A 13254-nucleotide genomic window follows, 5' to 3' on the forward strand; every position below is an offset into this window, starting at 1 on the left:
TACGCAGAGGAGAAAATAGAGAGTATATGTAATAGGACTTACGCAAAAACCCTTTTAAACCCTCTTAACTTTGTGCTCTTTGCGTCCTTTGCGGTTTATTTTTCATTATTTTGCGTAAGTCCTGTGTAATTTAAAAGCAGCGAAGGGAGTAGTACGTCTTTGTAGCAAGAATCGAGGCGCACAGGCAAGATGCCCATCCCACAAAAGAATCGTAATTGGAGTTAATAAATATGAGTTCTTTAAACAATCAAATCAACCACGAACAGTTAACCCCTACACAACGCACCTCAATTAAGCGAATTCCTCAGCGCGGTCATTACGAACATCAACTTATCTATCAAATTTTAGATGAAGGGTTGATTTGTCACGTGGGATTTGTTGTAGACAACCAACCGTTCGTGATTCCAACTGCTTACGGTCGTGTGGAAGACAAACTCTATATTCATGGTTCACCTGCAAGTCGAATGTTGCGTTCTTTGCTTACAGGTATCGAAGTTTGTGTGACGGTCACTTTGTTAGATGGTTTAGTACTAGCGCGGTCAGCTTTTCACCATTCCATGAACTACCGTTCTGTGGTGATATTTGGTACAGCTACCCTTGTACAAGACGCTGAGCAAAAACTAGAAGCACTACGAGCTTTTACTGAGCATATTGTGCCAGAACGATGGGCGGAGGTACGTCCACCCAATCGTCAAGAATTACAGGGAACTTTAGTGCTTTCTCTTCCTATTACAGAAGCATCTGCCAAAGTGCGGACAGGTCCACCATTGGATGATGAGGAAGATTATAGCTTGTCCGTATGGGCGGGTGTTTTGCCTTTGCAAGTGGTTACTGGTGATGCGATTGCTGATCCACGTTTGCATACAGAAACTGCTTTACCAAAATATATAGAAAAATATACTCGCCAAGCGCAGCCAAATAACAGGCGGGAGTGAACTTTTCAACAACTTTGTAGATTAATAGGCGATATTTCTTTCCAAGCTTCTGATTCATTTGCAGCACACCAAAGGTCATATTTCTGCTGAAGATTTAACCAAGTGGTCATCCTCGTAGTTTACAATGTTTCAAAAATTCGTAACTCGTAAGTATGAAGACAGATGCAATTTTCTACGAGATATTTAAAGAATTTCCCAACATCTTTTTTGAAATCATTGGCAAACCTGAGATTAACACCAATACTTATGAGTTTACCGCACCAGAAATTAAACAAAAAAGCTTCCGATTAGATGGAGTATTTTCTCCTCTTGAAGAATTCTCTAATGAACCACTGTATTTTGTAGAGATTCAGTTTTACAAAGATGAAGAATTTTATGATCGACTGTTTACAAGTATTTTCCTTTACTTTACCCAATATCAGCCACCCAATTCTGACTGGTTTGCAATAGTCATTTATGACAAACGCAGCAATGAACGTAGCTATCCTCTACGTTATCGTTCCTTGTTGGAACCTCATCTGCGTCGCTTTTATCTAGACGAACTTGAAGACGTACCAGATGATTCTTTGGGACTAGGAATTGTACGCTTAGTTGTAGAGAGTGAGAATAAAACTGGAGAATTCGCAAAAACGCTCATTAACAAAGCTAAGGAGGAATTGACTGATACTCTCATCCAAAAGAAAGTTGTAGAATTTATAGAGACAATCGTAGTCTACAAATTTCCTAACTTAAGCCGCGAGGAAATAGAAACCATGCTGAATTTAAACTTGCTGAAAGAGACTAAAGTTTATCAAGAAGCAAAAGCAGAAGGTGAAGAAGAAGGCGAAATCAAGGCTAAGTTAAAAATTTTGCCAAAGCTTGTGCAACGAGGGATGAGTATTCAAGAGATAGCAACAATTTTAGAATTGGATACTGACACTATTAGAAATGCTTTGCGTTGAAAAGTCTTAAGAACGTTGTGCAGAAGATTCACAAGTGAGGTATAATTTTGTGCTTATCAACAAGTTTGTAGATTGATAGGCGATATTTCTTTCCAAGCTTCTGATTCATTAGCAGCACACCAAACGTCATATTTCTGCTGAAGATTTAACCAAAGTTCAGGAGTGGTTTGAAATGCTCTAGCCAATCGAAGCGCCATATTCGGTGTCACGCTTGCCTGTTCATTAACTATCTCAGAAACAGTTTTACGAGATACATTAAGAATTTCGGCAAGTTCAGTGATTGTCATGTTAAGAGGTTCAAGGTATTGACGCTTGATTAATTCTCCCGGATGTCTGGGTTTTCTTTTAGTAATCATGATTTAAAATTTTAGTGATAATCCTCGTAATTTACGTCGTAAGCATCCCCATCCTGCGATTACGTACGCACGCGACGAAGCACGTCTAAATTTTACGTAAAAAGCTAATCCCGCCTGACACCATTGACAACTGGCTTAACTTCAGAAGGATCAGAAAATGGATCAGTACCACCACTCCAATTGAAGTCGCTAATCCTGAAACTTATACCACCTAATTCTTGCACTGGATTGTAACGCAAGGTAATTCCATAAGTGCGGCGACTATATTCCACGATGTAGTCGGTGCTGGTACGTTGCCCACTGTCGAGGTTGATTGTTGTTTGAAAGCCAACCCGGAATGGTCCGTAAATTTGCTGTACAATTTCGCCACTAAATACTCTGTTATCAACAGCACGGTCAAACTTGAAAGGCGACAAGCCACTATTTAGACCTTGGGAGTAACTAACTCTAAACGCGGTATAATCAAATAAGGGTCGAGAGAAATGACCAAACTGCCCTTCTAGACCAACCGTACCAGTAAAGGTGTTTTGAGTATCACCACTGCTGTAATAACTAGTAGTGCCTGTCAGCCCAGCAAAAGTTTGAACAAAGGGAACGACTGGGTTTGGTGTATATCGTAATCCCTCAGTAGGTGTCGGTGGTAATCCTTTTCCCCGCCAGAGTAAAAAGTTTTTATTGAGAGCTGCACTCGCTTGCAGACGACTCAGTGAAATGCGATCATTATCTCGGTTAGGTTTGAGCAAGTCTTGACGGGCTGCATCAGCATCAATATATTGAGCACTACCTTGATAGCTCAAAGTGACACCGCTGTTACCTAAAGGAATCACAGGAGAAGTAAGAATACCGCCAATACTACTCTGGACAGTTTGAAAGCCGAGGCTACCATTGTAAAAGCGATCGCGGTAACTATATTCAAATGTTGCCTTGTAGGGATTTTGATCACCTAAGAACTGGCGCAACTGCAAATTCGCCCGCAAATTGTTTTGTATATCCCCTAAGTCAAGACTCGTCAACAATGCAGAACCCGTTACATCCGTTCGTGGACCCAAAGTAGACCTCAATCTTGACTTTAAGCCAAACAGCGATACAAAATTACCAACGTTACCAGTGACTGCTTTTTGAGCGAAGAATTCAGGTGCAATGCTAAAGCTCGTCCCTTCTGTATTGATGAGTTGGAAGCTACGCTCAACAAATAAGCCCCCTCGTTGATCTCCATCAAAGCCAATAGATGCGATCGCAGGGGTAACATCTCGCTTGTTACGGTCAATCACCTGCTCATTTTTGGGAATGGGTAAAGACGTTCGTTGATCCAAAACTAAACGTTGTCCCTGTGTCTTAATTCGGTCTCGTAAAGGCGTCTCGCGCGTCAGAGTCACTTTGTCTGCCCTGATGACTAACTCTGGAGGTGAAAAAGGATCGTTCGTCAGGCGGACATCCCTTGCTTGCCAACCTCGGGGATTAAAATCAACTCGTCCAGCTTCAAAACGTACTCGTCTGACTTGACCGCCTTGTTTTGGCGCAGCTAGGTTACTCGCACCGCTTCCACCACCTACGTTAATGTTGAGTCCACCAGGACTGCTTGCTTGCAAAGGTTGATTTTCTGTAATGCGATCGCTCAGAGGACGCGCTGGTGTTCCTCCCGCTGTGATGTCCGTGGGTAGGAAAGATAAATCTTGCCCTGCTGTTGGTAAGAAAATATCACCTCTGCCGTTTGTCAGTTCTCCATTATCTTGGACAAGGTTATAAGTAAAGCGCTCACCACGTAAAACTTGACCGCCCCGTGTTAAAGCAACATTTCCTTCTCCGACTGCAATCAAATTGTTCAAACTGACTTGCAGGCGATCGGCATCTACAACAGCTCCATCAAACCGTACTACCACATTACCTTCAGCCGTGACAATCCGCCGCTGCTCGTCATACTCTTGTCTATCAGAAGTCACTTCCACAATTCTTCCTCCACTTGTCGGCGTATTGGATGGTGGAGTTGTGCCAGATGGTTGACTTTTTTGCTCAGTTGTGACCCTTGGTTCTGTTGGTGCTGACTGAGTTTGGGAATTTGGGATGGGAGTAGATGGATCAGTTGTTTGGTTGCGAGTCTTGAATTCGATGTGTACTGGTTGCTCATTCGGGGATTTTTCGGTTGAGGCCTCACCCTGAGTTGGTGTTTGGGCTGTCTTGATTACCTGTCGCGACACCTTTTGAGATAAGTTTTTCAGTTTAGTGAGTGTTTGAGCAACTGGTTCTCCAGCAAAAAATGTTTTAGTTGGTGGATTTGTAGTGTCACCATTGGATGGATGAGTGGTTTCGGGCTGCTGTAGCGGATAGCCAACTGAAACCTCACCCAGTGAAGCTGCACTTTTAGAAGCAGTGATGGGAGAAAGTTCCGGCGGTAAACTTTCCGGATCACTTGGTGCTGCTAAAGCTTTCGCACTATAAATTAATGGCTTTTGCCCAGCAGTTTGCAGTGGAGTCGTTTCTTGTTGTCTTACTGATTTCTGTTTTTTTAGTGCTTGTGTGTCAGTCGTTACGACTGATATAGGATTTGCAGATTGTGAAGATTCAAAAATAGGAGACGGTTCGGGCGGCGGAACTGGATGAGGCATAATCTAGCACCGAATCAAGCTAACAAACAGCCAATAAATAGCTGGAAGGACATTACACATTGTGCCTTCCAGCTGTTGCCTTTGATCTAGATTAAGATTTAGGCAAGCCGCCCCGGAGGAGGACACTATGAAGTCTGAGCGTAAGCTCACAGGAGGTATTCCTATGCAGGCGACGGGCGTTAGGGTTTCCCAATTTGAGCTAAGTGTCCTTTGGCGTAAAATGTAGTCCGCCTTCCGGTAGTCGAATGAAGATTTGTCGCGCTTTTACTCGCCATCCTGACGACCAGGGTTACGAGCAGGGTCGTTCGACAAAAATCCAAAGACGAACAGAGAGACAAAGAAGCCAACAACTATATAAACAACGATTTTTAAAGTCAGCATTAGAGATATCTCCTTCGGATATGAGAAGCTTCCAGTGTCTGCGATGCAGAAAAGATAGCTTCTTTATCTTACCCAAATATTGTTCTCTTTTTGGATAACACTGATCGTAGATGTCCAAACAGTTGCTTTTTACCGAGTAGGTAAGAAGTCTTTTACTTTGTTTGCAAAGAAACTTAACAAATAATTTAACCGCGCAACTAGTGTCCTAGTTTAGGGTTATCTGACGTTTTTGTCTCCTTAATTTTAAGCGGTGAGATCGTTAATGTCTCTAGTTAGGGTTAGACGTTTACTTGAGACAGATGTTTCCTAGCAACAGACGAAATATATTATTAGTTTTTAGCGTTAGGCGTGCAAGCGCCTCCGGCAATCCCTATGAGCGCACTTGGGGCAAGGGTTTTAACCAAACAAAGGTTTAGCTATAAAATGCGCGTTTCTTTTGCCTGACCTATTTACCTCCACAAAAAATTAAGGTGTACATTGCCCACTTTCTGGATAATTCCTGAGCAATGTACACCCTACATTAGATTTGCCAACAGTTTAGCCGACAGCAGAAAGTTCTCGCTTGAAGAAAGCTTGTAATACTGTTTGGGCTATTTGAGGACTCGTCAAACTGATTTGTGCTTTAGATTGATTTGGTTCAGCATGTTCCACTAAAGCATCTGGCACACCAATGCGTTTAACAGGAACAACGATGTCCGCATCTAACAGCGCTTCTGCGATTGCTGAACCGAAGCCGCCCATCACACAACCTTCTTCCAAGGTGACTACGCGCCCAATTTTTTGAGCTAATGGGAAAATTAATTCGGTATCTACAGGCTTAGCAAAACGGGCATTAATCACAGTGGCTTCGATACCATGTTCTGAGAGAATTTCCGCAGCTTGCAGTGTCGTATTCACCATTGTGCCGTAACCTAGCATCAACACATCATCACCGTTACGGAGAATTTCTGCTTTGCCGATTTCTAGGGCTTCCCAACCTTCTTCCATCAGGGGAACGCCGTAACCGTTACCGCGAGGGAAGCGCATGGCGATTGGTCCTGTGGTATGTTCAACACCAGTGACTATCATTCGTTGCAGTTCTGCTTCATCTTTGGGTGCCATGAGTACCATGTTAGGAATGCAACGCAGGTAAGCAATGTCGTACATGCCTTGGTGAGTCGGACCATCAGCACCGACAATTCCCGCCCTGTCTAGACAGAAGAACACTGGCAAGTTTTGGATACAGACGTCGTGGATGATTTGGTCGAAGGCGCGTTGCAAGAAAGTGGAGTAGATGGCGACAACAGGACGTATTCCGTCAGTTGCTAATCCCGCAGCAATGGTGACGGCGTGTTGTTCGGCAATACCCACATCAATATATTGATCGGGTAGTTTGGCTTGCAGTTTGTCCAACCCTGTCCCTGTTGCCATTGCGGCAGTAATACCAATGATTTTGGGGTTTTGTTCAGCGAGTTTAACTAGGGTATGGGCAAAGACTTTGGAGTAAGCAGGGGGCTTGGGTTTATTAGAAGGAACGGCTTTTCCAGTGGTCAGGTTGAAGGGGTTTTGGGCATGGTAGCCAACTTTATCTAGTTCGGCAATTTCATAGCCTTTGCCCTTGACTGTTGCGACGTGTACCAAAACTGGTCCTGGGATTTGATGTGCTTGTTGGAAAGTCGCAATCAATTCCTCTAAATTATGCCCGTCTACAGGTCCCATGTAGGTAAAGCCGAGTTCTTCAAACACTGCGCCGACTTTGGGAACAGCCAAGCGCTTCATCCCTTCTTTGATCCGTGCTAGTTCCGGAGAAAGGGATTCACCCACGAAAGGAATTTGCTTGAACTGTTCCTCAAAGTTATCTGTGAGAAACTGCATCGGCGGACTGAGGCGCATTTTGTTTAAGTAGCGGGGTATTGCGCCGACGTTGGGAGATATAGACATCTCGTTGTCGTTGAGGACAACCAGCAGATTGGTTTTGGGCATGTGTCCAGCATGGTTGATGGCTTCTAATGCCATACCGCCAGTCAGTGCACCATCACCTATGACAGCAGCAACTTTAAATTTTTCGCCATTGATATCCCGCGCTAAAGCCATACCCAAAGCCGCAGAAATACTAGTAGAAGCGTGTCCTGCGCCAAAGTGGTCAAACTTACTTTCACCGCGCTTAAGGTAACCAGCGATTCCATCTTTTTGCCGTAAAGTATGGAAGTGATCGTAACGCCCTGTAATCAGTTTGTGAGGATATGCTTGGTGTCCTACATCCCAAATGACTTTATCGCGATCTAAGTCTAGCGTTTGGTAAAGCCCCAACGTCAACTCTACAACACCCAATCCTGGTCCCAGGTGTCCCCCAGTCGCTGCTACAGTTTGGAGATGTTTGTCTCGAATCTGATGGGCAATTTGTTGCAGTTGTCTAACTGATAAACCGTGCAACTGGTTAGGATGGGTAATTTCACTCAAATGCATATTGTAGTGTTTTCCTCTCTAACTTTTTCGTATTTTTGATTTTCCCACGCTCAGGTAAAGCAGTATCTCATACAGTCTCGCATTTATTTACCAAGACTGAAGTTGAGGTACAGCAATAGTTAGAACGGAAATCAACACCTTTGCATTTACAAAGTTTTACGTAAAATCTTAAGAGTACTTAAAACAATGTATATGCTTGCTTCAGCGAGAAGATTCTGGGCTATTATTACCACCTGGGACTTCTGGTGTTTCGGCTTGTGGCTGTTGTCTTTGCAAATATTTACTCAAAATATAAGCCATATCCCCACGAGTCATGGGTTGAGAGGGTGAAAGATTGCCTTGTGTATCTGTATTGATAAATCCTTCAGTTGCTGCTGTGGCGATACGCCTCTGGCGTCTGCCCTTTGGGCAATCGCCTTTTTTGCCCAAGCAGGAATAGAACCGGCATCTGGATATTGGGAAAGTATTTCATTTACAGTTTGGTCTGGAAACTGAAAGACTCCATATGCCTGAGCAAAAATCGCCAAAGCTTCAGCCCTAGTTATTCTTTGATTTGGAAAAAAAAGATTGCCGCGATAGCCTTTCATAATATCAGTTTTTAAGACTATCTGAATGTCATTAAATGCTGGATTGGAAGAAGCGACATCTGTCACTTTTACATTCTCTTTGGTAACAGCTTGTCGTTTCTCCAGATGAAAAGCTTTCACCATAATAGAGGCTAATTCTGCCCGACTTAACAAACGTTCTGGATAGAACTGTCCATCCGGGTAGTTCGTCATCACTTTGGCAGCAACTACCTGTGCACTTGGGTTGGATGTTTTTTCAGTGCTGGGTTTTTCTTGGGCAAAAACTATGTTAGGAACTAATTGCAGTAGTCCGACCAATGAAAGAGTACTTAGAAGCTGACGCATGATAACAATTCAAAATTCAAAATTTAAAATGAAATATATTTTGAGTTGGTGATTTCTACCCCTAATTTACGATAACAACCACTTTGGACTGCAACTGTGAATGCAAGAATTACCAACTTTGGTTTAGCTGTTTGCACCTAAACACAGCACATTTATTGACGACATTTTGTTTAGTAATGTTGCGTGCGGAGAAATTTCCTAAAATCAAAACAGCCACAACCAAATTGGCAGAGTCAGTAGCAACATCATAGAACCCATAGCCAATGCAGTCACAGCAAGGTCGCGGTCGAGATCAAAAGTTTCGGCAATCACCAGCGTAGCAAAAGCTGGCGGCATAGCCATTTGCAGAACAATCGCCCGTGCAATTGTCCCAGTTAAACCAAAAAATGGTAGTATACTACCTAAAATCAGGGGGACGAGTAGCATTTTGATTGCGATGCTGATGCTTGCCCTTGGTAAACTGTGCCACGAAGTCAGTTTGCTTAATCGCATCCCAATCAAGATTAGAGATAGAGCTACCATACTCCAAGCAACTAAGTCTAGCCAAAATTCAACGGGTGCAGGGATTTTGACTTCCCGAAACAGCAAGCCAAACCCAAAACTCCATAGAGCGGGATTGATAGCAATTGCTTTAAGAACCTGCAAATGACTATGAATACCACCACCAAAACGAGCTGCCAAGGCAACACCGAGTCCATAAGCTCCCAATGTTGTCCCCAGCAAATCATAAAACAGCGCCCAAGCAAAGTATTGTGTGCCAACAAGTGACAAGGTAACAGGATACCCAAGATATCCTGTGTTACCCACCATCGCCGCTAAGATAAAACTCCCTTGAGTCGATTTTCGGGGAGCGGTATTTGTGAGATAAGCCTGTCCTTTAATTGCTGCAAGAGCGAAAAGTGCTCCTAGTAAAATGGCACAGTAGGCGATCGCTGGTGCAATCCAAATTTGTCCTGATAAGTCAGCTTTGCGTAGAAAAACGATAATACCTATCGGCACTCCTATCCAAAAAAGGAACTGTGCCAAACGCTTTGGAACTGTCGTAGACACTCTGCGTCCTAAAATGTATCCTACTAGGACTAGGAACACTAACTTGAGATAGAGTTCTAGGAGGTTTGTCAAAATTAAACCTATAGATGTAGATGCAAGATTTTACCTATTGCGTTCCCTTTTCTCCAGTTTACAATTTGTTATGATATTGAGCAAACGCAGGAGTTGAGCTTTGGATAATGCTGGGTTTTCCGAGAAACCGCAAAACAAACCATCTAGTTCCGGTTCAGATATTCCGGAAGCTTTGCGTGATACTCCTGATGCAGCACCCAAAAAGGTCAGCATTCGCCCGTTGTATTTGATCATTGGTGGAGTGGTAGGAGTTCTGTTGATAGCCGTTGCGAGCGGTTTTTTATTTTTCGTTGTCACACCAAAAAAGACGAAAGATTCTCAACCTTCCCCTGCGAGTTCAACTCCCGCAACTCCGTCAAAATCGGGTAATTCCGCCACCTCAAAAGATAATACAGTTTTAGGTCATTTTCCTTACTCAGAAGCGCCTGAGTCTGAACTACAACCGATCTCTAGTGATAGACGTCTGAGAATGCGAAAAGCAGCCGCGCAAAAGTTTATAGAAATGGCAGCAGCCGCACGGAATGCAGGTGTGGCATTAGTACCTGTTTCTGCTTTTCGCTCTATAAAAGAGCAAGAACAGTTGTTTTTTACCGTTGGTGCCCAGCGGAATCAGACGCCAGCGCAACGGGCTGCTGTCAGCGCCCCCCCTGGTCATAGCGAACATCACACAGGTTATGCTTTAGATGTTGGGGATGGCACAGTACCAGCAACAAATCTCACTACCAACTTTGAAAAAACTAAGGCTTATCAATGGCTACAAGCGAATGCAGCACGTTTCAGCTTTGAAATATCCTTTCCTAACAACAATGCTCAAGGTGTGAGTTATGAACCTTGGCACTGGCGTTTTGTGGGCGATCGCGACAGCTTGGAAACTTTCTACAAAGCCAGAAATTTGAAACCTGCTCAGATCTCACAACAGGAAGAGTCGGGGAGTGGGGGGAGATGAGGGAGTAAACAGATGAGGCATTTGTTCGCTCGATTGACTTTTCTGCCTACAAAATAAATTTTGACAACGCGCCCATCATCGCCTCATCCTGACGGGCGTAGCTGCACTCTTCCCGATGCTCCCAAGGAAAACCGCGCAGGGGTGCTTGCGATTAGGTGAACAACAAGATTCCCGACTTCTTTAAAAAGTCGGGAATCTGGGATGTGCGATTTTCACAAATCAAATAGGATTGCTAGAAGAAAATTTCTGAATATTGCTAAACTTTTTGGATTTGTGTTTTCCACTCCAACCAACGCGTTATTGCTTGAGGTTGAGAAGCAACTTTCTTTTGCAGCAAAACAACTCCATCTTGCACATCCACAAGTCCATACTTGCCTTGAGCCAAAAGTTGGTCAATAAAAGCTATAAAATCTTGCAGTTGCTGGCGATCGCCCTTGAAGGCTGGTTGATATTGTTGCAGTTGCCACAAATCTGCTAAGGCGAAATCAACGTCTATAACCTCTCCCGAATCGAGTCGTAACTGTATAGCTGGCAAACGAATAATTCCCCGACGAGTTGCCAAATGTGGAAGCAGATAAGTAGTTGCAGAAACGCTAGCATCGCTCTTGATGTACTGCATTAATGAGCGGATATGTCCGACATGTTCCCACTGACGAGTTAGAGGAACATAAACCCAAGGATGAATAGATTCTGGAATTAAAAAGTAAAAAGCACGGTTAGGATTAGATGTAATTGTGAAGAAAATAGATAGGATAATAAATCTGATCCACCAGCGACGAAAACTTGGTTGAAATCGCTCTTGATGTTGAGACCACCACAAAATTGTGCCGTAGAATAAACCTGGAACTACAGTTAAGGCATAGCGAATACTCATAGCAAGAGCAGATTGACCATCTTGCATCAACAACACTAGTAATGGAGGACCTGCAACTATCCAAGCTGATGGTGAGATAGCAGGTATAAAAGCTAACGGTAGCCACTGACCGAGAAAATACTTTACTCGCTTGTCAAACGGAGTCAACAAACTCTGTATCAGTTCTTTAGGATGGGTAATAATTCCCCATAGAAGCTGTAAAGTACTGGGGCTATTATTTCCTGGAACATATTGATCAAAACGAGTAGTTAAGTAAAGTCGCGAATTATCATTAGAAAACAAGGGCATAATTACATTTGTCACGATTGTGACATAGCTGAAGCTAATTAAACATACAGCTAGACCTAAGCGCGGATAGCGACGACTTAAAAATAGATAAAGACCAATACCAAATGTAATTATTCCTGCTTCTTCCCGTATTCCTAATATCAAAATTAGGAAGAGCCAAAAAAGCCACCATTTACGTTTTTCTAAAGCCAAAAGTAAAGAGAAAACAAACAAAGGAATCTGACAATGCTCGTAAAAATTGGCTAAATTTGGTCCAATTACAGCATTAGCTCCATAAAAACTGGTAGTGATTAAAATAGCTATAGAAAGAGGTAAATAGTGGCGACATAGAGCATACAAGACTAACCCCGCAGCAGTTATCAAACTAACTTGTAAAACAACAAGAGTCGCGCCAGTGGGAAACAATGCATATATGGGCATCCATAGCAAGAAATCAATGACAAAGTGTTGTCCTAAATGGCAGTAGAACACTGTCTGTATTTGACCATCTTGGGTATAAGCACTGGATTGACCAGAAGAGAGAGAACCTTGAAAGATACGTCCATGTATAGTGTTCCAAAATAACTGGTCGAAAAGACCTTGGTCGTAAGATGCGTAGAAAGTGTAGAAGCGATGAAGGCAAAAAACTAGCATTAAGATGAAAAAAGATGCTGCTAATGTCAGTGCAATCTTCAAGCCAAAATTGTTTTTGATTAGGTCAAAGCGCTTTTCAAGCATTACTATTTAAATCCAATAGTTCTAAAAATACTCTTGTGTAGATGTTTGTGCCGCTAAGCATTGCGAAAAGCTAGATAGGCAGTACGAGCGAAAAAATTGACATAAAAGAAGTATTCTGCACTAGATAGTAAAGTTTAAAACAAATATCTACAGGCTCAAATCAGGTTACTCTTAAGAAGCACATTTTATAACACTTATATAGCATGGTTTTCAGAAAGTGAAGAAAAATGTGCTTCTTTAATTTGTTGCTAGCACGTTGCGGCGCTAGTCGGAGGTTCACATTTTGCACCAAGAAAAAATGGTTTGTTGACCATCTCAAACAAACGAGTCATTACAAATGCTCCGGTCCGCTGCCCTGCTTCGGTAATTGATGAAGAAGTTGGTGTTTGAAAACGTATCAAATCCTTGATACGTAGACATGCCAAGCCATGAATCAGATTTTTAAATACCGATACAACAGAGTCGGATGACCAGAAACTCATGGCGATTACCAAAGCTACAACTACATGTGTGTAAAGTATTCGTTGTCGTTGCTTAACACAAGAGGTACTTATAATTGCGCTCGTTATGGTTTGAGATGGGATGACTTGTTCTCGTAAATAAAAGGCGAACAGTTTTTTCTTGATTTCACCTCCCATTTGCCTTAAGCGAGCATTATTGCAACGCAGTAGCTCCCCAAGACGAGCCACTGCTGCAGGAGGGTCTCCCTCCGTAGGCATGTGGCGTCCGCGCTGG

10 protein-coding genes and 1 pseudogene are annotated in these 13254 nt (G+C 43.0%); 3 read left to right on the forward strand and 8 right to left on the reverse strand.

All coding sequences use genetic code 11. The annotated features are described in order from the left end of the window. Positions 1–230: 230 nt before the first annotated feature. Complete coding sequence (locus AC5590_RS31315) at positions 231–935, forward strand: pyridoxamine 5'-phosphate oxidase family protein (protein ID WP_169267162.1); 705 nt, start codon at positions 231–233, stop codon at positions 933–935. A gap of 152 nt (positions 936–1087) precedes the next feature. Further along, positions 1088–1876, forward strand: coding sequence for an Rpn family recombination-promoting nuclease/putative transposase (locus AC5590_RS31320; protein WP_169267163.1), 789 nt, complete (start codon positions 1088–1090; stop codon positions 1874–1876). Positions 1877–1932: 56 nt separating this feature from the next. On the opposite strand, the gene AC5590_RS31325 is transcribed toward AC5590_RS31320, so the two are convergent. The 6 genes and pseudogenes from AC5590_RS31325 to AC5590_RS31350 all read right to left on the reverse strand — a co-directional run bounded on the left by AC5590_RS31325 (position 1933) and on the right by AC5590_RS31350 (position 9694). Next, a complete protein-coding gene (locus AC5590_RS31325) occupies positions 1933–2232 on the reverse strand; it encodes a HigA family addiction module antitoxin (protein WP_169267164.1) in 300 nt (99 codons plus the stop codon). 104 nt (positions 2233–2336) lie between these two features. Next, on the reverse strand, positions 2337–4835 hold the full coding sequence (locus AC5590_RS31330; protein ID WP_169267165.1) for a DUF3769 domain-containing protein: 2499 nt from the start codon (positions 4833–4835) through the stop codon (positions 2337–2339). Between the two features lie 264 nt (positions 4836–5099). Further along, a complete protein-coding gene (locus tag AC5590_RS31335; RefSeq protein WP_169267166.1) occupies positions 5100–5216 on the reverse strand; it encodes a photosystem II reaction center protein I in 117 nt (38 codons plus the stop codon). Between the two features lie 537 nt (positions 5217–5753). After that, positions 5754–7661, reverse strand: a complete 1908-nt coding sequence (gene dxs / locus AC5590_RS31340) for a 1-deoxy-D-xylulose-5-phosphate synthase (RefSeq protein WP_169267167.1) — start codon at positions 7659–7661, stop codon at positions 5754–5756. Between the two features lie 201 nt (positions 7662–7862). Continuing rightward, positions 7863–8572 (reverse strand): annotated as a pseudogene (locus AC5590_RS31345) (S-layer homology domain-containing protein). A 204-nt stretch (positions 8573–8776) separates the two neighbouring features. Continuing rightward, the gene (locus AC5590_RS31350; protein WP_169267168.1) at positions 8777–9694 is read right to left on the reverse strand and encodes an AEC family transporter; all 918 of its coding nucleotides are present in this window, start codon (positions 9692–9694) and stop codon (positions 8777–8779) included. A 100-nt stretch (positions 9695–9794) separates the two neighbouring features. Between AC5590_RS31350 and AC5590_RS31355 the strand changes: the two genes are divergently transcribed. Further along, positions 9795–10640 carry a M15 family metallopeptidase gene (locus AC5590_RS31355; RefSeq protein WP_169267169.1) on the forward strand — a complete coding sequence of 282 codons (846 nt, stop codon included), beginning with the start codon at positions 9795–9797 and terminating at the stop codon, positions 10638–10640. Positions 10641–10896: 256 nt separating this feature from the next. On the opposite strand, the gene AC5590_RS31360 is transcribed toward AC5590_RS31355, so the two are convergent. Both AC5590_RS31360 and AC5590_RS31365 read right to left on the reverse strand, forming a co-directional pair. Beyond that, positions 10897–12519 carry a DUF2079 domain-containing protein gene (locus AC5590_RS31360; RefSeq protein ID WP_169267170.1) on the reverse strand — a complete coding sequence of 541 codons (1623 nt, stop codon included), beginning with the start codon at positions 12517–12519 and terminating at the stop codon, positions 10897–10899. A gap of 248 nt (positions 12520–12767) precedes the next feature. Continuing rightward, positions 12768–13238: a transposase domain-containing protein gene (locus AC5590_RS31365; RefSeq protein ID WP_248277338.1), complete on the reverse strand. Its 471-nt coding sequence runs from the start codon at positions 13236–13238 to the stop codon at positions 12768–12770. Positions 13239–13254 lie beyond the last annotated feature (16 nt).

The organism is Brasilonema octagenarum UFV-OR1, from assembly GCF_963888615.1.
GTDB lineage: Bacteria > Cyanobacteriota > Cyanobacteriia > Cyanobacteriales > Nostocaceae > Brasilonema > Brasilonema sennae.